The sequence below is a fragment of the Parabacteroides sp. ASF519 genome (assembly GCF_000364265.2).
Taxonomy (GTDB): Bacteria; Bacteroidota; Bacteroidia; order Bacteroidales; family Tannerellaceae; genus Parabacteroides; species Parabacteroides goldsteinii.
In genome coordinates, this window is sequence record NZ_AQFV02000006.1 from 3,537,996 (window position 1) to 3,560,172 (window position 22,177).

Here is a 22,177-nt window from a genome sequence, read left to right on the forward strand (position 1 = left end):
TTTATACATCCTCCTTTTGGATAAACGCTGTGAACGTTTTAATAATGATCCTCATATCCATACGGAAAGAAAACTCTTTTGCGTACTTGATATCCAGTTGTTTCCGCTCTTCGGCAGACATTTTTCCTGCACCACCCCGTTTTTCAACTTGCCAGAGTCCGGTCAGTCCGGCAGGACCCATGAAACGTTGCACATATTCGTCGCTTGTAAGCAATTCGGCTTCGTAAAGGGGGAGAGGACGGTTTCCTACAACAGACATATCACCTTTTAGGATGTTGAATAATTGCGGAAGTTCATCAATACTATATTTTCGAATGAAATGACCGACGCGAGTGATTCGTGGGTCGTTTTCCAGTTTGAAGAAGGCATTAGAACGTTCGGTTCGTTTAGTTTTTAGGTAGTTATTTTCGGAGGTACTTAGGTTGTCCGAAAATAAAAGTATATCCTGTTCCTGTTCTTGTTTCTGTTCGCTGGAACAGGATTGCTGAGATATCTCAGCAGCCGAAGAAGAGTTTAAAGACTCTTCTTCGGCTATATTTTTGGTATACTGATTTAATTGCTGATACTCAGCCAGCCGTTTATCAGCATCCGAATACATGGAACGGAACTTGTAAAAGTCAAAAATCTTATAGTTGCTGCCTACACGTTTCGATTTATATACAATCTTTCCATTACTTTCGGTACGAATAGCTAATGCCGTCAGAATAAGTATCGGGGATAAACAAAGAATAGCTGACCCCGAAGCCAGGATATCGAATGTTCGTTTCCATAAAGGAAGTCTGAATTCTGTCAAAGATGATATCTGATTATCTTTTCTGGCTTTTTCCTTTTCTTTGAAATCAATAATGACAGAAAATAATTTCTGCAAATCATCCTTGGAGGTGTTCTTTGATATCATGCAATCAGTGCCGGCTCTCAGATAAGGAATTTTCTCTTCCTTACTTAACGTTTCACTGATTAAAATAATGTATAGGGTAGGATATAACTTATGCAGTTGGGCAATAGTTGGTATATCTGTTGCCATATCGGACCTCTCCATAAAAACACAAAAATCAATGTATTCAATACTGGACAGACAAGATTTTATCTGCTGGAAGGTGATACATTCGATGATTTTGCATTGCAAAGTTTCACGTAAGTGAGCGGCAAGAGGAATATTATGTCCCCAAAAGATATATTCCATACAAAATGTTGTTATTTACCCTAGCGTTTAGTTATTTATCTCAAAAGTCTTTTTACCCGAACCCTTAATTCTTCAGGATTAAAAGGTTTCAGAATAAAATCTTCTGCCCCTTCTTCAAAAAGACGTATTCTGTTCGCGCTACTTTCAACGCTTGACAGAATCAATACCGGAATGTGATTAAAAAGAGCATTCGCCTTTAGATAACATAAGAATTCTTCTCCACTCATTTCGGGCATATTCAAATCGGATATCACTCCGTCAGGAATATTTCCTTCATTAAGCCAGGCTATAGCTTTAATCGGATTTTCTCTATATGTGACGTCATATAGAGAAGATAAATAAAGCATTATAATCTTTGCTATCTCCGGCTTATCATCAACCAATAGAATTGACTGTTTCATGTTTTTATATACTAGTGCTGTTTTTATTTGCTTCAATGCACAAAATTAAAATAATTATTTAATAAAACGTATAAAAATCAAAGGTTTTTATAGGAGAATAGTCTTTTCTCCAAAGAATGTTATATATGGAAATTATTCTTTAAGTTTGCAAAGCGAAACTTAGTCGATATATTGAATTGATAAATAAAGAAATGAATATACCCTTTAAAGTATTAAATATAAGCATTATACTCGCCGCTATGCTTTCCGGTTGTCAGCCGGAAATGCCTGTTACATCTTCAATAATAATTGATTTGGACGGCTTTTCTGTTCCTGTTAATAAAAATTTGTATGGAGTAACAATTGAAGAGATAAACCATGCCATTGATGGGGGAGTATATGCAGAGATGATACAAAATCGCAGTTTTGAGGATGGAGTGCCTCCTTTAAACTGCCCTTATGATGCCAAGCGAAATGTATTAAGCACACCTAACGGATGGACGATTCCTTTTATTCGTCCCGATTCAACACCCGGCTGGCGGAAAATTTCTTCAAATACCAGTATATGGCCTGATAATAAGGAGTTGATTAATGATAAAAATAAACGCTCTTTATTGGTTTCTGTTGCCGCTTCTTCGGAAACCGGGAGAGGAGGCGTAGTTGCAACCGGTTATAATGGACTTTCCATACGTGAGGGTGAAAAATATGAATTGTCCTTATATCTGAAAGGTGGGTCGATGATTCCTAAAAAGGTTCGTATCTTTTTAGGCGATTCTGTGGCAGAAACACCTTTGAGTGAAACTTTTGATGTTTCTCCGATATATGAATGGAGGAAATACAAACATACGTTTACCGCTTCGGAAAGCACAAATAATGCTGTTTTGGCTATTACGGCAGATACTTCTATTGTATTCTGGATGGATATGGTTTCTCTATTTCCTCAAAAAACCTGGAAAGACAGGCCTAACGGTCTGCGTCCTGATTTAATGGAGATGATTTCTTCGTTGAATCCCCAGTTTGTCCGTTTTCCGGGAGGGAGTTTTGTAGAAGGTTATACGGCCGGAACGTATCCGGTCTGGCATGAAACCATTGGAGATATTTCTACACGCAGGAATTTCTGGAATATATGGGCGTATGGTTCGACTAACGGTATGGGGTATCATGAATATCTGCAAATGTGCGAAGATTTGGAAGCGGAACCGCTTTATGTGATTAACAGCGGGGTGACAAGCCAAAGCCGCCGGCCCCGTTATGAGGATATTACAGCTATGAACAAGTTGGTTCAGGATGCATTGGATGCGATTGCTTATGCCAATCAGCCTGCTGATTCGACTTTTGGTGCTATGCGTGCCAGGAATGGGCATCCGGAACCGTTTGACTTGAAATACATAGAGATTGGGAGTGAGAACTATGGGCAGGAATATTCAAAGCGTTTTGACCTTTTTAAAAAAGCTATTAATGAGGCTTATCCTGAAATTACCGTGATTAAGAGCTCGTTTATTTCAGGGAAAAACCGTAACGAGTGGACTGATTATCATTTTTATTCCGGTGAAGATTTCCTTATCGCAAATCATGACAGATACGAGACCGGGCAATATCTGAGAAGATTTCCTGCGGTTTTCATCGGTGAGTTCAGTATGGGTGATGTCTCTTTACAAGGAACTTTGCGGGCGGCGATAGGAGAAGCCTGTTTCCTGCTTGGTGTGGAGAGTAGTCCGGAAGTGGTAAAACACCTGGCCTATGCACCCGTATTGGGGAATGTAAATTATGATTTTCAGAGATATCCGGCTATTTCTTTTAATAATAACAGTGCAATCGGGTCTCCTTCTTATTATATGATGAAGATGTTTTCGGATAACCGGGGAGATGATTTGCTGAAAACAGAAATAGAAACATACAGCAGGCCCCAGGTTACATTCGGATATGCAGGAATCGAACTGTTTGATAACAGTTATGACTTTGAAGATGTGCGGATTGATGGCAAACCTGTAACAGATGCGATAGTCAGGACCGGAGGCTGGAAAGTAAATAACGGTACATTAACTCCCGATGCCAACCGTTGGAATTATATCTTAATGGGCGATTCGACAGCCCACGATTACACTTTTTCCATGAGAGTGAGAAGGAATAAAGGAAGCGGACAGATTCAGCTTCGTGTACGGGATAATGGAAAAGAAGGAGAGGCCAACGACCATATTGCAGTTTCCATAGCTCCCGGAACCTGTGAGTTCTATCGTTCAGCCGGTGCGGTTAAAGACACATTGCGTTCTCCTGAACCTTATTCTTTTGAAAGTAACCGTTGGTATGATGTGAAAGTGGTTTGTAAGGATGAAGCCGTAAGTTGTTATGTCGATGACAAATTGGTGCATGAGGTTGTATTACCTCCGCTGCCGTCGCTGGTTTCTGTTGCCACATTGGAGAAGGAGACCAATACGATTATACTGAAAGTCGTAAATACGACACAACATGAAGAAAAGACGGAATTGAATATAAAAGGTGCTAGTGTCAAAAATGATGCGGAAATCCTTCAATTGACCGGCGAGCCTTTGGTGCGTAATACATTTGATAATCCGACCCGGATTGTTCCAGTATCGAAGAATATCACTTTCTCTCTGGGTGGACCGATGGTTTATTCTTTCCCGCCCAACTCGATTACCATTATGAAGATGAAAGTCGATTAAGATAAAGAAAGGCCCTGAACAGTGATGTCCAGAGCCTTTTTTGTGATTACGAAAATGTGATTAGTGAACCAGCATTTCCGGAGTGATGCGGGTGAATCTTTCTGCATCTGCTTTACGCAGTTTTACACTGCCGTCATTCCAGTTGGAAGGCCATCCGCCGATGATATGTCCGAGGAATACCACTTTGATTTCATGCAGGCCGGCAGCCAAAGCAACAGAAGTGTCGTGGCGTGAGAAACGTTTTACTTCACCGCCATTGTTGATAAGCAGTTTACCGTCAATCCAAACTTCTTCGTTGTCAGAAGAGATATAGTAAACGCCATCTTCCGGAATATTTACATAACCGGTTGCAACGGCAGCATACTGTTTAACGCCTCTCATTGATTCGCTGGTCTTGACAACGCTGGTAAGTTCGCGCAAATCTTTCATGGTCGATTTCTTCCATTCTTTTACGTCAGCCAGTTTCGATGATTCAAGGAACATACCGTCAGTAACCTGCATTTCCAGTCCCGGAGTTGTTTTAGCAACTTCCTTAGCCGGAGCCAGGGCCTGCTTTTCTACAGTGATTGTACGAGTCTTGCTCATTTTACCGGAAGGTAATACGGAGCGGATTTTCAATATGCCTGATTCTGTGAATTCGATAGGAGCAGAGTAAACAGTTGATTCGGCAGTCGGTTCTGTTCCGTCGATTGTATATACCATTTTGACAGGGCGAGTTGTTTTGAATGCCAGAGATGCTTTATCCGTAAATGCAACGAAGTTACATGAGCCGTTCGGCTGTTCCGGTTGTGGGATATGATAGTTGATGTTGTGTGCATCCAGACGAACATAAGCATTATCAAGTCTGCGTTCGAAATCTTTATAATCCTTACGGTTTAGCGGACTCCATCCGATTTCGGCCAAAGCCAACATACGAGGATACATGCGATATTCCATCAAATCGGTGTTGTACATATATTCCGACCAGTTGTTACACTGAACACCGATTACATGCTGGGCTTTGCCTGTTGTAACCAATGTGTCGGGAATCGGGTTATAGCTGTATACCTTTTCAATCGTAGCATATCCGCCGATAGTTACCGGTTCTATTTTGGAATCTCCCTGATATTGGTCGAGATACATACCACCGCTTCCCGGAGTCATAATCACATCGTGGTCCATGTTAGCAGCAGCGATACCGCCGGCTTCACCACGCCATGACATAACAGTTGCAGACGGTGCAAGACCACCTTCCAGAATTTCATCCCAACCAATGATTTTCTTTCCGTATTTGCCGGAAAGATATTTTTCCATACGTTGTACGAAGTAACTCTGCAAACGTTCTTCCGCGCTGTGCTGTTTGTCGCCTTTTAACCCTTCTTCCTTGATACGTTTCTGGCATAGCGGACATTCTTTCCAGCTGATCTTCGGACATTCGTCACCTCCGATATGGAAATATTCACTGGGGAACAACGGGGCGATTTCATCAATCACGTCTTCCAGGAACTTGAATGTTTCTTCTTTGCCGGCACACATTACGATGTCTTCAACACCCCAGATGATACGCGGAGTACCCGGTTCGCCTTTACAAGACAATTCAGGATAACCGGCGATAGCAGCCATTTCGTGTCCCGGAAGTTCCAGTTCAGGAATAACTGTGATGAAGCGATCGGCTGCATATTTCACAACTTCCTTGATTTCTTCCTGTGTATAGAAGCCGCCGTACTCAGTGCCTTCGCCTTCGATACGTTTTGCTCCGACTTCTGTCAGTTTCGGATATTTCTTGATTTCGATACGCCAGCCCTGGTCGTCTGTTAAGTGCCAGTGCATGCGGTTTACCTTGAACAGGGATAATACGTCAATCTGTTTTTTTACGTTTTCAACTGGAATGAAATGGCGGCACGGGTCAAGCATGAAGCCACGGTATCCGAAACGCGGTTCGTCTTTTACCGAAACACATGGAGTGGTCCATGCGATACCGTTTACAACAACCGGACTTTCGATTTCTGCCGGCAACAGTTGCATGAATGTCTGCATACCGTAGAACAAACCTTGCGGAGTTTTAGCTTTTACAACGACTCCATTGGCAGTTACGTCGAGTATGTAACCCTCGTTATTTACGTCCAGTGATTCGTCGATGAGCAATGAAATCCCGTTAGAAACTTCTTTGTCGCCGACTGTTACCTGATAACCTGTTGCCAGATTCATTTTAGAAGCAAAAAATTCAGCCACAGTCTTAGCTTCCGGAGTGGAAGCCTGGAAAGCCATATTTTTGCCAACTTTAAAGACTCCTTCGTTCTGAGTCAGACTTACAGGTACAGGAATTACATTGATACCCTGATTATAAGGCATCTGTTTTGTAGGCCCTTCGCTGCATGACGCAAGGATACATAGTGCTGCGCCTGCACACATTGAAACGAGCTTCTTCATGTTATAAAGATAAGTTTATAGATAATTGTGAATTTTGTTTTTCGTAGGGGCGGCCCTAGCGGTCGTCCCGGTATTTACTCCGGTTAAACAGATATTTTTGCCGCTTATACGGTATTTATATACTATATATAATATAATGTATAGGGACGGCGGTTTTAGTGCCGGCCCTATACAAGGTATTTTACCAAGCGAAGATTGGATATTCTTTCATGATGCTGTTTACTTTTTCGCGAACAGCGGTGATTGTCTTATCACATTCGGGAGCAGAAAGAACAGTGTCGATTAATTCAACGATTTCAGCCATCAGCGGTTCTTTGGCACCACGGGTTGTGATAGCCGGAGTACCGACACGGATACCTGACGTCTGGAATGCTGAACGGCTGTCGAACGGAACCATGTTCTTATTGACAGTGATGTCGGCAGCAACCAATGCTTTTTCAGCTACCTTACCGGTCAGTTCAGGGAATTTCTTACGTAGGTCGATCAGCATACTGTGATTGTCCGTACCATCGGAAATAATCTTATACCCCTTATCGATAAATGCTTTAGCCATAGCAGCCGCATTTGCCTTCACCTGAGCCTGGTATGTTTTGTATTCCGGTTCCAGTGCTTCGCCGAAAGCAACGGCTTTAGCAGCAATTACATGTTCCAGCGGACCTCCCTGGATTCCCGGGAATACGGCTGAATCGAGTAACTGCGACATCTTTTTGATTTCGCCTTTCGGAGTCTTCTTTCCCCATGGGTTTTCGAAGTCTTTGCCTAACAGGATGATACCTCCACGCGGACCACGCAGCGTTTTATGAGTCGTAGAAGTCACGATGTGGGCATATTCCAACGGGTTGTTCAGTAAACCTGCAGCAATCAGACCGGCAGGGTGAGCCATGTCTATCATCAACAGGGCGCCTACTTTGTCGGCAATTTCGCGCATACGTTTGTAATCCCATTCACGTGAATAAGCAGAACCGCCACCGACAATCAATTTCGGTTTTTCGCGCAGTGCAACTTCTTCCATCTGGTCGTAATCGACGCGTCCGGTTTCTTCTTTTACGTTATATTCTGTTGCTTTATATAGGATACCTGAACTATTTACGGGAGAACCATGAGAAAGGTGGCCGCCATGTGCCAGATTCAAACCGAGGAATGTATCCCCTGGGTTAAGAACTGCCAGGAATACGGCTGCATTTGCCTGTGCTCCCGAGTGAGGCTGGACATTTGCCCATTCAGCATTGAAGATTTGTTTCAACCGTTCGATAGCAATCGTTTCGCTCTGGTCTACTACCTCGCAACCACCATAATAACGCTTGCCGGGATAACCTTCGGCGTATTTGTTGGTCAGGCAGCTTCCCATGGCTTGCATCACCTGGTCGCTCACAAAGTTTTCAGAAGCAATCAGCTCGATACCTTTCAACTGGCGCTGATGTTCTTTTTCAATGATGTCGAAAATGATCTTGTCTTGTTTCATTACATGTAAAATTGGTTATTGCAATGAGTTCTCTGCTTATCAAAATGAGAGAATCGTCGCAAATTTACGATAAATTTCTGTATATATAGTCTAATTGTTATCAAAATATAAATAGAGAAAGGCAGGAATGAGGCCGTTTTTGTGCCTATCTTTGTCGTTCTCTGTATTTGTGGAAATGATGTTACTTATTTCGGCTGCCAAGAGGTAATAGAATCTGTTTTCTTACTATTCCTCAATTTTGTATTAGTGTATTATTGCTCAGCTGATTACAGTTTCCTCGTAGTTTCGCGTTTAGGAAACTCCAGTTTCCTGCGGAAGAAACTCGCATTTCCTAAACAGGAAACTGAAGCCGCTCCGTAGTGTCCGGAATTTTGCTCCCCAGTGAATGACAAATTGCCAACTCAATAGGAAAAATGACCATTCCCTTAACTAGTCGCTTTCTCTACTTTTGTATTGTCATCCTTTGCGTTTTAAGCGGGGAGGCTGATAGATAATAAATATTGGAATATAGATAAATTTTACGAACAATTAGGTTAAAACGAATGTTCTGTTAATAACTAACTTAAAAGAGGAGAAACGAAAGATGAAAAAGTATGATGCGATAATCATTGGGTTTGGTAAGGCCGGCAAGACTTTGGCCGCAGAGTTGGGAACGAGAGGCTGGAACGTAGCCATTATTGAACGTTCGGCTGGTATGTATGGCGGAACTTGTATCAATATAGGTTGTATCCCGACAAAAAGGCTGGTACACATGTCGAAAGTAACTCAATACAGGAAACCCTCTTCTTTTGAGCAATACGCAGAGGAATTCCGGAATGCTATTGCCGGAAAAAGGGAACTGACTGCCTTTTTACGCAAAAAGAATTTCGATAACCTCGATTCGAAAGACACCGTCACGGTCTATACCGGTATCGCTTCTTTTCGTTCTCCTCATGAAATAGAAGTGAAAGCAGGCAATGAAACCCTTCTCCTGGAGGGCGAAAAGATATTCATCAATACGGGCGCTTCCACCATAATTCCGTCAATCAAGGGACTGGAAGGTAATCCGTATGTTTATACCAGTACTTCTATTATGGAACTGGATAAGTTACCGCGCCGGCTGGTGATTGTAGGCGGCGGTTATATCGGCCTTGAGTTTGCCTCCATGTTTGCTGGCTTCGGTTCCGAAGTGACCGTGCTTGAAGGAGGCGACAAGTTTATTGCCCGTGAAGACCGTGATATTGCCGAGGCGGTAAAAACAGTATTGGAAAAGAAAGGAATTACTATTCATCTGAATGCTTTGGTGCAGTCGATTGAACACAATGACGCCGGAGCTGTTATAACATATAAAGAGAAAGAAGGAAACGAAGTACAACTTCCCGCCGACGCTGTGCTGCTGGCAACCGGACGCCGTCCGAACACCACAGACCTGCATCCGGAAGCTGCGGGGATAAAGATCTCCGACCGGGGAGCCGTCATTGTGGACGACCATCTGCGTACCAATGTCCCGAATATCTGGGCAATGGGCGATGTGACGGGTGGTCTTCAATTTACCTACATCTCTCTGGACGATTATCGGGTGATAAAAGACCTGCTGTTCGGTAGCGGACGCCGTACGAAAGATGACCGTGTAGCTGTGTCTTACTCCGTTTTCATCGATCCGCCTTTGTCGCGTATCGGTATGGGAGAAGAAGAGGCCCTGCGTTCGGGAAGAAAGATAAGTATTGCACGGATTCCGGCGGCAGCATTTCCGAGGACACGTACCTTTGAGCAGACGGATGGCCTGCTGAAAGCAATTGTCGATACGGAAACAGGCGAGATACTGGGTTGTACCCTCTTCTGCGCCGAATCGACGGAGGTTATCAATACCGTCTCGCTGGCTATACGGGCGGGAAAAGATTACACATTCCTGAGGGATAGCATTTATACGCATCCTTCGATGAGTGAATCGTTGAACGATTTGTTTGCATTGATAAAATAACGAAATATAAAATAGAACAGAACATGAAAAAAGCAGATATCGGACTGATAGGTCTCGCCGTTATGGGTGAGAACCTGGCTCTGAACATGGAAAGCAAAGGTTTTACCGTTGCTGTATATAACCGTAGTTTCCCCGGTGAGGAAGGGGTGGTGGACCGTTTTGTGAACGGCCGCGGCAAGGGAAAGAATTTTATCCCGGCCCATTCTATCGAGGAACTGGTGGAAGCCGTTAAGCGTCCGCGTGTCATCATGATGATGATTAAGGCAGGTGCTCCGGTCGATGAGATGATTGAACAACTGCTGCCCCACATGTCGCCCGGCGATGTGATTATTGACGGTGGTAATTCCGATTTCCACGATACGGAACGCCGTGTGAAGGAAGTGGAGGCAAAAGGTCTTTATTTTGTCGGTAGCGGTATTTCAGGCGGCGAGGAAGGTGCCCTGCACGGCCCGTCTGTGATGCCCGGAGGTTCTCCCGAAGCATGGCCAATTGTAAAGGACATATTGCAAGGCATTGCAGCCAAGCTCGACGATGGGACTCCCTGTTGTCAATGGATAGGCACGGGCGGTGCCGGACATTTCGTGAAGATGGTGCATAACGGGATTGAGTATGGCGACATGCAGTTAATCTCCGAAGCCTATTCTTTGCTGAAGAACCGTAAAGGACTGGATGACGACGAAATGGCTGTCGTCTTTGAAGAATGGAACAAAGGGGAACTGGACAGTTTCCTGATTGAGATTACAAAAAATATCCTCCGCTTCCGCGACGAAGACGGCAAACCGTTGCTGGACAAAATCCTGGATGTCGCCGGACAGAAAGGAACCGGCAAATGGAGCGCCATCGCAGCAATGGACGAAAACGATCCGTTGACACTGATTACGGAAGCTGTTTATGCCCGTATGCTGTCGGCCCTGTCGTCTGAACGCGAAAAGGCTTCCGGATTGTATCCCGAACCTGTCGAACTGGGTGAGAACCTGTATGTTGAAGAGATTCGCCAGGCCTTGTATGCTGCGAAGCTGATTTCTTATGCACAAGGTTTTTCTTTGATTCGCCGCGCTTCCGAACGTTACGGATGGAACCTGGACTTCGGCACGATTGCACAGATATGGCGTAAAGGCTGTATCATCCGTTCCGTATTCCTGCAGAAGATTACGGATGCGTACAGGAAGAATCCGGAGTTGCAGAACCTCCTGTTCGACGACTTCTTCCGCACCAAGATACAGGTCGCTTTGCCTTCCTGGCGTAAGGTGGTTGCAGAAGGCGCCCTGAGTGGCGTAGCCTTGCCGGCCATGAGTTCGGCCCTGAGTTATTTCGACGGCTTGCGCACGCTCAATTCGGCTGCCAACCTGATTCAGGCACAGCGTGACTATTTCGGTGCGCATACCTATGAGAGAGTAGATCGTGACCGCGGCATTTTCTTCCACACCAACTGGACGGGCGAAGGCGGTAACACAGTTTCAGGAACTTATACAGTATAAAGGAGGGACTTGATGATGAAAAGAGCAGACAGTCAACTCCTGGTTATTTTCGGAGCATCGGGCGACCTGACAGGTCGCAAGTTGCTTCCGGCACTTTTTGAATTGTTCATTGGCGATATGTTACCCGAACATTTCGCTATATTGGGTGCGGCCCGTACGGGATACACGGACGAAGAGTTCCGTGCCGAACAGCGTAAACACATCCTGGAAGCAAGGGGAAATAAGGAAACAAACAGCGCAGAACTGGATAAATTCCTCCGAATTCTGTTCTACCTGGCATTCGATTCAACCAACTCCGCCGAATATGTAAAACTGAAAGACCGTATCCATTCGTTGCAGCAACAGGAGAATATTCCGGACAGGATTATCTATTACCTGGCCACTCCGCCGCTGATGTACGAATTGGTACCCAAGTATCTTCAGGAAAACGGCATGAATGTGGCTGATACGGAAGACGGATGGCGCCGCGTGATTGTGGAGAAGCCGTTCGGAACAAGCCTTGAGACGGCCCAAGAACTGAACAAGCATCTCTGCCGTATTTTCGAAGAGGAGGAGATTTACCGTATCGACCATTATTTGGGAAAAGAGACGGTGCAGAATATCCTGGTACTCCGTTTTTCCAACGGTATTTTCGAACCCCTTTGGAACCGGAATTATGTGGATTCAGTCGAGATAAGCGCCTCCGAAACGCTAGGTGTGGAGAACCGCGGCAAGTATTATGACGGGGCAGGCGCCTTGCGGGATATGGTTCAGAACCACCTGATGCAATTGATGGCGTTTGCGGCGATGGAATCGCCTGCCGTGTTCGACCCGGAACCGATTCGCGATGAGATTGTGAAGGTCTTCCGTGCTATCCGTCCCTATACGATTCGTGAGATGAATGAATGGGTAGTCCGCGGTCAGTATGACGGTTATCGCGAGGAGAAGAATGTCGCACCCGATTCGAATACCGAAACGTATGTAGGCATGAAGTTCTTCATTGACAACTGGCGTTGGAGTGGTGTCCCGTTCTATTTCTTTACGGGTAAGAAGTTGCCGGAAAAGTCGTCGGAGATTGTCATCCATTTCAAATCGACACCGCATCAGCTTTTCGCCGGGCAGTGTTCGGGCAGTTCATGCAATAAGCTGGTTATCCGTATCCAGCCGGACGAAAGTATCACGCTGCGTTTCGGTCTGAAGATGCCGGGAGCCGGATTCACCGTGAAACAGGTCGGGATGGAATTCCGTTACGACTCGCTTTCAAAAACTCACCTGCCGGATGCTTACGAGCGTCTGTTGCTGGATGCCATGCTGGGCGATTCGACCCTGTATGCCCGCAGCGATGCGTTGGAGGCAAGCTGGCGTTTTATAGACCCTATCCTGTATCACTGGAAGGAAGAGGGTTCGAAGAATCTCTTCTTCTATGAGCCGGGACAGAATGGTCCGATAGAAAGAATGATGCTAGGCGCAGATTCGATGGGAGCTCCCTGCGATTCGTGCGGCTGATAATAATGAAGCATATGAAAATAGAGAATTACAAAGACAACAAAGATGCATTACGGGCATTGACTCGCCAGTTGATGGATTATATGGCCCGTAAAGAGGATGATGAACCGTTCAACCTGGCTCTGTCGGGTGGTGAAACGGCCAAACAGATGTTTGCCTTGTGGGCAGACGAATATAAAGATAAGATAGACTGGAACAACATGCGTTTCTTCTGGGTGGACGAACGCTGCGTTTCGCCGACAGATGCGGAAAGTAATTTCGGTCATGCGAACAAGCTGTTGTTCGAACCGCTCCACATTCCTAGCGAACATATCCACCGCATTCATGGCGAAGGGGAACCGGGGACGGAGGCTATGCGTTATTCGCGTATCGTGAAGGAGTATCTGCCGCGTCACGGCCAGTTTCCCTATTTCGATTGTATCATCCTGGGTATAGGAGGAGATTCGCATACGGCGTCTATCTTCCCCGACAATCTTCCCTTGCTGACCGACAGCCGCAATTATGCGGTATCGCAGCATCCGGAAACGGGACAGTTCCGCATCACGATGACGGGCCCGCTTATCCTGAACGGTTCGCCGTTGCTGGTCCCTGTATTGGGCAAAGGTAAAGCGGATGCAATAGAGGAATTGAAGAAGGGGTATTCCATAACGAATGCAACGCCGGCAGCTTATATCCTGTCGCATGCGGTGGATTCGATAGTGTATACGACGCTGTAATATTTATTAAAGCATACGGATACATTGGAAAGAATGCCTTTTAAGGCACGTAAAGCCGTCTTCGACAAATTGCTAGAAGTGGCAGATGTGGCAAGTCTGAGCAGGGATGAACGTATTCAATCAATAAAGCAATCAGGCGACTCCTTACGTAGGAGCCGCCTGATTTTTTTGAACTACCTTCCGGTTATTACCCGCTTATTTCACGATTACCTTCCGGACTGTTTGGCCGGCCTGGATGATGTAGAGGCCGGGGGCCAGATTGCGGCGGTTCAGGCCGGGGACAGGGCGGAAGTCGTGCAGCAGCCGTCCGTCGGCGGAGATGATGCGGACGGAAGGAACGGTATCCGTGTCGGTGCTTGTGCGGTTGGTAATGTCGAGGTCGATGCAGAGGGTACCCGGCTCCGTCCAGATGCGGAGGGCATCGGAGGGGGCGGCGATGGACTCGTTGGCGACAGGGTCGTTTTCGACGATGCCGGCGATTGAGATGGAGACGTCGCTGTGGACGGTTTTCACGATATAGGCCCCATCGCTCGTGCGGGGTGTGATCGTTTCACCGCGGTCGGTGATGACGACGGGCTGCGACTGCGAGTAGGCTTCGTCGAGGGTGAGGAAGAAGCGGAAGCTCTCCTTGGCTTCGACGGAGTACGTGCCGGCGGCGGGGTCGGTCGTGGCGCCTTCCACGGAGGGAAGGGTGACGTCGTAGTAGACCGGCGTTGGAGGCGGCGGCGGTGCCTGTGCGGTGAAGGAGGCGGTTATCCATAGGTCGGCGGCGGTCATTGTGAGTGACTGTCCGCTGACGGGTTGGGTGACGCCGTCGGGGGCTGGGCCGGAGAGGTAGGCTTTGAAGTCGTAGCCTGCCTTTGGGATGTTGGTGAGCCAGAGGGCGGTGCCGGGGACGACGGGGATACTTTCAGAGCCGTTGGTGCCGTCGGTGAGGGTCGGCGTACCGGGAGCCGGTGCCGTCGGGTTTGCCGGGTCGGCGAGGTAGACGGCCAGTGTTCCTCCTTCAGCAGGTTGGGTGACGTGGAGGAGGGGACGGTTGACAAGGTAGTCGGCTGCATCGAGGTCGGGTTGGGCGACTGAAATTACCGGGGAACTTAAAGTGCCGGAAGTTACCGTTGTAGCTGGTGCCGGCCAGGGGGTGAAGCCGTTGGGGGTACCGGAGTCGTCGAAGGTGACGAGGGCCAGTTTGGGGAGCAGCGTGGACGGGGCGGTAGGCCATGTCCAGGCGCCGGATTTCCAGCCTTCGTTGGTGGCATCGTCGCTTGCCAGGTTGTCGGCGAAGGTGTCGAGCCAGGTGTCTGCGCCGTCGAGTGAAGTGCCGTCGGGAGAGGTTACGGTTGTGGAACCAGAATCTGAACCGTTATTCAGCAACATGGCGGGGCGGGCGTAGTTGGTGTCGAGGACGGGAAGTAAGTCAGACGGAGGATCGGGCGGAAAAGAGTTGCTGGCTATCCGGTGGGCGTTGGCGCCGTTTGCTGTTACTTCGCTGTTCAGGGCGAGGCTGTGGGTTAGTTCTCCGCTGACTATATCTCCGCAAATGCCGCCGGCATATTGGTTGGTCTTGTTTGTCTTTACACTTCCGGTGGCATAGGTGTAGGAAAGGCGCCCGTAGGAACTTCCGGCAATGCCGCCTGCACAACAGGTGATATTTGCTGTTGCTTCGACATCGACTGTTGCATAGCAATGGGTGAGGGTGGCGGAGTTAGGGACGGAAAAGCTTATCAATCCGGCTATTCCTCCGGCAAAGCCTGAGAATTCAGCTGTAGCTTCCACCTTCCCGTTTCCAACTACGAAGCAATTACGGAGAAGGGTGTTATCTTCAAATCCAATTTGAAGTCCTACAATTCCTCCGGCAAAGGCATCGTTATTATTTGAAACTGCCTTTATACCATCTTCATGCAGGCGGACACCCAGGTTACAGAGCGTGCCATCTTCAACATAACCGAATAATCCGGCGTATGCAGGCGTATTATCGGACGTATTTTCTGATGAATTCTCTTTAACAACGTCCACTCTCAGTCCATCCACTGTATGTCCTTTGCCATCGAAGTGGCCTCGGAAGCTGTTGTCATCTCCTATCGGTATCCAGTTTCCTCCCTCCAGCTTAATGTCATTGGAGAGGGAGAAGTAGTAGCCGGAAAAACCGCGTTTGGTGATTTCACTGGCGTTGTCAATCTTGCTTCCATCGCTAAACTCCAATACATAGCCTCCCGCATTTACCTGTTGTGCCAGATACGCCAGTTCGGCGGCATCTTTGATAAGGATAGGGGTGTTTGGGGAGGAACCGTCGCCGGGTTGAGAGGCGCTGGAAGGAGCGGCGTTTTCAATGAAAGTGGCAGTGTTGTCGGTCCAGGGGGAGTGATAGAGGAAATCGTCTGCCTGGCGGGGTGTTTGCCCGGCTATCAGGGAGCTGGAATAGCTGCCGTCGGGGTTGCTTTTTTTCAGGCATGGGAGTTTGCCGTCCGCCCATTCCCAGGCTGTTGCCCATTCGTTGTTATCGGAAGGCTCTTTTAGCAGGTCTTCCTTGAATTTGTCGGTCCAGGTGTCGGCGCCGTCGAAGTCTCTATCATCGTTCTTGGTAGGTTGACCGTTTAGCATCATGCGGGGGGTGGAGTAGTTGGAGGTAGAGGTGGAGGCTAATCCTGCTATACGATAGAATAAGATATGGCCTTTTTCGTCGGTCGTAATTTCCTTGTTCAAGGCCAGGCAGTTTATTATTGAGCCACCTGTACTTCTTCCTGTAATGCCGCCTATAAAACACGAACCGCTACATTTTATTTCCCCAGTGGCATAAGTATAGGAAATGGTAGGGCCTCCTTCTCCGACAATGCCGCCGATACGAGCCGCTCTATTGTTTGTTACTTCTACATTGACGGTAGCGTAACAATGGGTTATTTCTACATTCGCTTTTCCTGCTATTCCTCCGATACAGGCAAAGTCACCTTCGCCTCTGATTGTACCGTTCCCTTCTGCTTCCACGTAACAGTTGTGGATATTGGTATATGATGCGTATATACATCCTGCCAGTCCTCCGGCATAAATATTGCTTTGGCTTGAGAATATATCTATCCCTTCCGGAGCCAGCCATACACCCAGGTTGCAGAAGGTGCTGTTTAGAACGTAGCCGAACAATCCGGCATATACATCGGCATCCGTTTCATTGTGAATACTTATTTTCAAACCTTTTATGACATGCCCGTCGCCATTGAAATTTCCCATGAATGGGGAGTCTTCATTCCCTATCGGCGTCCAGTTTTGCCTTTTCAGGTCGATGTCGTCGGAGAGGGCGAAGTGGTAGCCGGCGAAGCCTTTGAGGTTATCATCGGCGGTGTTGTCGATGCTTTTGCCATAGAGGAGCTGTAGGGTTTGACCGCCGTTGTTGACTTGACGGGCGAGGTAGGCCAGTTCGACGGCGTTGCGGATGCGGATGGGAGTTGCAGCGGTTGAGCCGTCGCCGCCACCCAGGTTTTCGATGGAAGACGCCGGGTCGGGTTGGACGGAAAGGAAGTCAACGGTGGCGAGTGAGGGCTGTCCGGCAAGCAGGTTGTCGGTGGAGGAACCTTCGGGGTAAGTGCCGTCGGGGTTGAGCCGTTTTAGCTGGGGGAGCAAAGCAGGTTGGCCGGACGGGGTGTCGGGCCAAATCCAGGCTGTTGTCCATTCGTTAACGTCCGATGGTGATGCCGGGATGTTTTGGAGGTCGTTCCTGAATTGGTCTGCCCAGGTGTTTGCACCGTCAAGGCTGGAAGGATCGTCGGTGAAGGGTTGGTTCTTCAGCGACATGGAGGGGCAGGCATAGTTGAAGGAGGAACCGGGAGATGTCTCGTCGTTGAGATTGGAGCCGGTTATCCGGTGGGAGTCGGAGCCGCCGGATACTGTCACTTCGCTGTTCAGGGCGAGGTTATGGGTTAGTTCTCCGCCTTCTCTTCTTCCGCAAATGCCGCCGGCAGATTGTTCAGTGGCGTTGTTGGTTTTCACGCTTCCGGTGGCGTAGGTGTAGGAAAGGATACTATTGGATCTACCGACGATGCCACCTGCATAGCACTGGTTCTCTGTTGTTGCTTCCACATCGACTGTGGAATAACAATGGGTCAGGAGGGCGGAATGAGAGTCGGAACTCTTAATTGACCCAGCTATTGCTCCTACTGTCCCCTGGTATCCTGCTGTTATCTCCACTTTTCCGTCTCCAACCACGAAGCAATTGCGGAGAGAAGCACCAATGTTTAATCCTAGTAGATATCCGACAATTCCGCCTGCGAAGATATTATCTTTAGGGTATGATGAAGCAACCTTTATCCCGTCTTCATGCAAGCGGACACCCAGATTGCAAATCGTGCCGTCATTAACGCAGCCGAATAATCCGATATAGCCATCAATCTGATCTATTCTCAGTCCGTCGACAGTATGCCCTTTGCCATCGAAGTGGCCGCAGAAGATATGCATATGTCCTATCGGAGTCCAGAGTCCTCCATCCAGTTTGATATCGTCGGAGAGAGCGAAATAATAACCGGAGAAACCTTGTTTATAGGAATCGGCCTCGTTGTCGATCTTATTTCCGTTTTTAACTTCCAATACATAGCCTCCCGTATTCACTTGTTGTGCCAGATACGCCAGTTCGGCGGCCTTTTTGATGAAGATAGGTTTATCGGCTGTGTCGCCGGAATTGCCGGCGGCATTTTCGATTTTGTCGGCTATCTTGCCGTTCCACCCTTCACCGGTCGGAGCGGCGTGTGCTATGAAGGGTGTTGCCGCCATAATAACAAAAAACAACCCGGCGAGTAAACGGCGGGTTGCCAGGGAGCGTAGTTCTGTTGTATTCATACGTATAAATGATTAATGTAGTATTTTCGATGGTTTATAACCTCGGGAGCGTTTGGTCCGGTAACCGGACCTTCCCGGGTCTTGGTGTCGGACCTTCCCGAGTCCGGGTGCCGGACCTTATAAGGTCCGACCTCCGGACTTTTACGGGGAGGGAGGATGGAGGGGCGGTCACTCTATTTCGGGACGGTCACTTCCGCCCGAACCTACCTGAAGCAGATAGGGAAAGCGGCTACGGCGTACTTCTTTCAATATTTTTGTGCTCTGCCCGCCGTATTGTGTCGCTATCTCCAGATAGTAGTTGCCGTTGGGCAGTGCGGGGATGATGAAGGCAAAGTTTGACGGCTCGTTGCGCGAGATGGCTGTCTCGGGTACGGCTACGACCTTTGTTTCGTCGGTAGCGTCGATGAAGAAGAAGCCTACTTCCTTGCCTTCGCTGCCGGCGATTTTTACGCGGTTGCCTTTGCCGTTGAGCGTGTTGCCGGGCGTGAGCTTCGCGTTGGTCGTCTTGGTGAACACGTCGTAGAGGGTCGTGACGGTCGGCATTCCTTCGTTGGTGCCGTTGATAATCACGTCGATCATGTCGAGCTCAGGACGGAGTCCTACCAACGGGATGCAGCGCATGACCACGCGGTTGACGGCGGGATCGAAACCGGCGCCTGGGCCGATCACGGCGCCTTCGACTCCCAGGGAGTTGTTGGCGAAACCGAATTCGACGGTAGCACCTGAGTATACTTCTTCCTTCGCCTGCTTTTCGATATCCTTGTAAGCGGTCAGCAGCTCGGAAGCTGAAAATTTGCTGCCTGCTTTGGCGGCAAGGCTGCACAGGCCGTCGATAGAGCGTCGGCCCACATAAGTGATGTTGATGGTGGAGTCGTCTTCGCGCTCGGTCAATTTGTTATCGACCAGTGTGCCGATGATGCTTCTCCGTTTAGGTTCGTCTTTTGCCATGTTTATTGGGTATTTTAGTTCATGAAGAACTACGTTTATAATGTGGGCAAACTTACATAAAAATTGAGATTTATAAGCGCGTCTAATAAAAATAAAGACCACTCCCTGCTGTTATTCCACCGACTTTCGTTATTTTAAAGTTGTAATACAAAAAAACTATATCTTATGGACAGAGTTTGTGGTCTTGATGTGCATAAAGATAGTGTCTTTATGTGTATTCTCACAGCAAACGGTGAGAAAATTGAAGATGTGTTTGGAACTTTAACACCGGAACTGGATCGCCTTCGTGACACTTTAGTCTCTCATGGTGTTGGTAAAGTTGCAATGGAAAGCACCAGTATTTATTGGGTTCCTATTTGGCGCATTTTGGAATGCGATTTTGATGTTAAATTGGTTAACCCTTATTTCATCCGTCAACTCCCTGGTCGTAAAACTGATATTAAAGATGCCCAATGGATTGCGACTGTTCTTCAGAAAGAGCTAATTAAGGGAAGTTATATTCCTGATTCAAAAATACAGGAATTACGTCAGTACAGTCGTCGTATCTTCCATTTGACTCGTCGCAAACAGCAAGCTGAATCTGCTATCGATCTAACGTTGCAACGTTGCAATATTCGTTTGAGTAATTATGTTTCTGATATTGGTTGTAAATCCATGCGTAAGGTGGTCAATGCATTAATCTGTGGTGAAACTGATTCTGAAGTATTAGCTCTGTTGGTTCACAAGCGTATTCGTAATAAACATTGTCATGAGGTTATTAAGTCGTCTTTGACTGGTATTGTATCTTCATCAGACAGAGACATGCTTAAAATGAGTTTGGAAGAAGTGGAACTTTATGATCGTCAGCTTCTTGAGTGTAAAGAGAAAATGCGAATAATTTGCGAGGGACATTATGCCGAGGAACTGGAAATCCTTCAAACAGCTCCTGGGATAAAAGAGGAAAGCGCTATGAGAATCATAGCAGAAATCGGTGTTGACATGAAAGCCTTTCTAACAGCATCAGCTTTAGTTGGCTGGGCTGGATTAAGACCGCGAAATGATCAAAGTGCAGGAAAGATCAAAGGAAGAAAGACTTTACATGGAAACAAGTATTTACGTGTTATGCTTACACAATGTGCATGGGGAGCCTGCAGGACTCAAACATCTAAATTTTATAGCAGATATCATACCTTGAAAAAGAGAATGAATCACAACAAGGCTTTAATGGCAAATGCTCGAAAGCTACTCGTTGTTATTTGGAATTTATTAGCTAAAAAGCAACCTTATATGCCATTTGTGAATTAATGGTTGCTTCTTAATGAGCGTTCCAAGACCCTTATATTTGTGGTGGAGTAAACCCCGTTTTTGCAAACTGGTATACAGGCACGCTCTGGCAAGGAATTGCGTCTGAGACAAACAAGCTCGAAGAGGAAATTATTTATCACTCTCTGCATAGACAAAATGTAGGGACAGCTACAAAGTGATCTTATTTTAACGGGAGTTCGAAATAAGGTTAGTGTAACTTTTATTACACAGAAAATAATAAGAAAAAAGGGACCCTTATACAGACTCCCTCCCAAAGATCATACATTTCATAGTCAAGACTGTGGCAATGTTATCTCTTTGTGTTTTTCATAGTTAAAATCTTTTCGTCAAAGGACAGGTTTATTTTTCTTTAATACAAACTTTTTGTTATATTTTTACACATACATGTTATTAAACATGGCTTGACTGTTATTCTGAGGAAGGTTATGGTACTTATTTCGAACTCACGTTTGTTTATTTATAGAGGAAATATAAGGATTATTTCAGGGTGCGCAACATACGATGGTTTGTTTTTTAGGGGGAGATAAGAATAAATATCTATTAGGGGACGCAAACGACGCAAAGAACGCAGATGCATGCAGAGAAAGATTGATTATTAAAAAGTCTGCGAGCGTCTGCGCCTTCTGCGTCGTTTGCGTCCCCTAACACCGTTCTGTTTTGGTACCAACGAGGTACCGGAGAGGGTTTCACAAGGGGATGCTACAAAAGGAAAAACTGATGTTATTCAACAGAAATTCCCTGTAAAACGGTTCATTATCAATAGGAATACTAGAGTTCTTCATGAACTATGTCGCTCTGATTCCACCGGTTACAAAGGGACCTGTGATAAATAAGCCGTTTATTTCTCAGAAATTGCTTTCCTTTTTCAACCTTTTGCGCGGCAGTCTTGTTAGAATAATGTACTAACAAATAAAATCAAAGGTTATGACAAAGATAATGCGAACATTGTGGGACGAGAGTGCCGAACTGACCGACGAGGCGATGGCTTCGGATGCCTCTGTCCTGTCTGATAGCTATACATCGGGCGACGTGAAAGACGTCACGGAAACCATTGAAGGCGGAAACCAGGAGGCAAACGACTTCAATGAAAAGAATGATGTCCCCTAAAAAAAATTCCGGGAAAAGTCGCGCACAGGAGCCTGTCAGTCTTCAGACCAGACACATGTACCCCCTTTTACAACGCATGTATGACCCTTTACACGAAGATGTGCGGCTCTGACTTTTCCCGGATTTTGTTCTTTACGCCCTTTCTCTCTTTTCCGTTTAAAAGCTGATTCGTACATTTCACTTCCCATTCTGTCAGCTTCATTCTTTTCTTATAGGTTACTTCTTTTGCAGCCGCTAGCTTT

13 protein-coding genes and 1 pseudogene are annotated in these 22,177 nt (G+C 46.8%); 8 read left to right on the top strand and 6 right to left on the bottom strand.

What is annotated here, in order from left to right; genetic code table 11:
* Window position 1 precedes the first annotated feature (1 nt).
* Together C825_RS13870 and C825_RS13875 are read right to left on the bottom strand one after the other, a co-directional pair.
* Complete coding sequence (locus C825_RS13870; protein ID WP_010802899.1) at window positions 2-1,183, bottom strand: sugar transferase; 1,182 nt, start codon at window positions 1,181-1,183, stop codon at window positions 2-4.
* A 35-nt stretch (window positions 1,184-1,218) separates the two neighbouring features.
* Window positions 1,219-1,584 (bottom strand): response regulator, encoded by a 366-nt coding sequence (locus tag C825_RS13875; RefSeq protein WP_007656214.1) that lies wholly within the window; start codon window positions 1,582-1,584, stop codon window positions 1,219-1,221.
* Between the two features lie 191 nt (window positions 1,585-1,775).
* Between C825_RS13875 and C825_RS13880 the strand changes: the two genes are divergently transcribed.
* A complete protein-coding gene (locus tag C825_RS13880) occupies window positions 1,776-4,244 on the top strand; it encodes an alpha-L-arabinofuranosidase family protein (RefSeq protein ID WP_010802900.1) in 2,469 nt (822 codons plus the stop codon).
* Window positions 4,245-4,304: 60 nt separating this feature from the next.
* Here C825_RS13880 and C825_RS13885 read toward each other — a convergent pair whose 3' ends face one another.
* Together C825_RS13885 and glyA are read right to left on the bottom strand one after the other, a co-directional pair.
* On the bottom strand, window positions 4,305-6,653 hold the full coding sequence (locus C825_RS13885; protein ID WP_010802901.1) for a family 20 glycosylhydrolase: 2,349 nt from the start codon (window positions 6,651-6,653) through the stop codon (window positions 4,305-4,307).
* A 181-nt stretch (window positions 6,654-6,834) separates the two neighbouring features.
* A complete protein-coding gene (gene glyA / locus C825_RS13890; RefSeq protein WP_007656220.1) occupies window positions 6,835-8,115 on the bottom strand; it encodes a serine hydroxymethyltransferase in 1,281 nt (426 codons plus the stop codon).
* A 583-nt stretch (window positions 8,116-8,698) separates the two neighbouring features.
* On the opposite strand from glyA, the gene C825_RS13895 reads away from it, so the two are divergent.
* From C825_RS13895 to C825_RS27865, 5 genes and pseudogenes are all read left to right on the top strand, one after another.
* Window positions 8,699-10,075, top strand: a complete 1,377-nt coding sequence (locus C825_RS13895; protein ID WP_010802902.1) for an FAD-dependent oxidoreductase — start codon at window positions 8,699-8,701, stop codon at window positions 10,073-10,075.
* A gap of 23 nt (window positions 10,076-10,098) precedes the next feature.
* Window positions 10,099-11,553 (top strand): decarboxylating NADP(+)-dependent phosphogluconate dehydrogenase, encoded by a 1,455-nt coding sequence (gene gnd / locus C825_RS13900; RefSeq protein WP_007656224.1) that lies wholly within the window; start codon window positions 10,099-10,101, stop codon window positions 11,551-11,553.
* A gap of 15 nt (window positions 11,554-11,568) precedes the next feature.
* Entirely contained in the window at window positions 11,569-13,038 is a 1,470-nt protein-coding gene (gene zwf / locus C825_RS13905) for a glucose-6-phosphate dehydrogenase (protein WP_044214580.1), read from the top strand.
* A 14-nt stretch (window positions 13,039-13,052) separates the two neighbouring features.
* A complete protein-coding gene (pgl, locus tag C825_RS13910) occupies window positions 13,053-13,754 on the top strand; it encodes a 6-phosphogluconolactonase (RefSeq protein WP_010802904.1) in 702 nt (233 codons plus the stop codon).
* A pseudogene (locus C825_RS27865) lies at window positions 13,755-13,874 on the top strand (Rpn family recombination-promoting nuclease/putative transposase); the annotation flags it as partial.
* A gap of 75 nt (window positions 13,875-13,949) precedes the next feature.
* On the opposite strand, the gene C825_RS13920 reads toward C825_RS27865, so the two are convergent.
* Both C825_RS13920 and C825_RS13925 read right to left on the bottom strand, forming a co-directional pair.
* Entirely contained in the window at window positions 13,950-18,575 is a 4,626-nt protein-coding gene (locus C825_RS13920; RefSeq protein ID WP_010802905.1) for a T9SS type A sorting domain-containing protein, read from the bottom strand.
* Between the two features lie 168 nt (window positions 18,576-18,743).
* Complete coding sequence (locus C825_RS13925) at window positions 18,744-19,523, bottom strand: DUF4469 domain-containing protein (protein ID WP_010802906.1); 780 nt, start codon at window positions 19,521-19,523, stop codon at window positions 18,744-18,746.
* Window positions 19,524-19,688: 165 nt separating this feature from the next.
* Here C825_RS13925 and C825_RS13930 point away from each other — a divergent pair, with 165 nt between their 5' ends.
* Window positions 19,689-20,807 carry an IS110 family RNA-guided transposase gene (locus C825_RS13930; RefSeq protein ID WP_010800321.1) on the top strand — a complete coding sequence of 373 codons (1,119 nt, stop codon included), beginning with the start codon at window positions 19,689-19,691 and terminating at the stop codon, window positions 20,805-20,807.
* 945 nt (window positions 20,808-21,752) lie between these two features.
* Window positions 21,753-21,935 (top strand): hypothetical protein, encoded by a 183-nt coding sequence (locus tag C825_RS13935; RefSeq protein WP_010802907.1) that lies wholly within the window; start codon window positions 21,753-21,755, stop codon window positions 21,933-21,935.
* Window positions 21,936-22,177 lie beyond the last annotated feature (242 nt).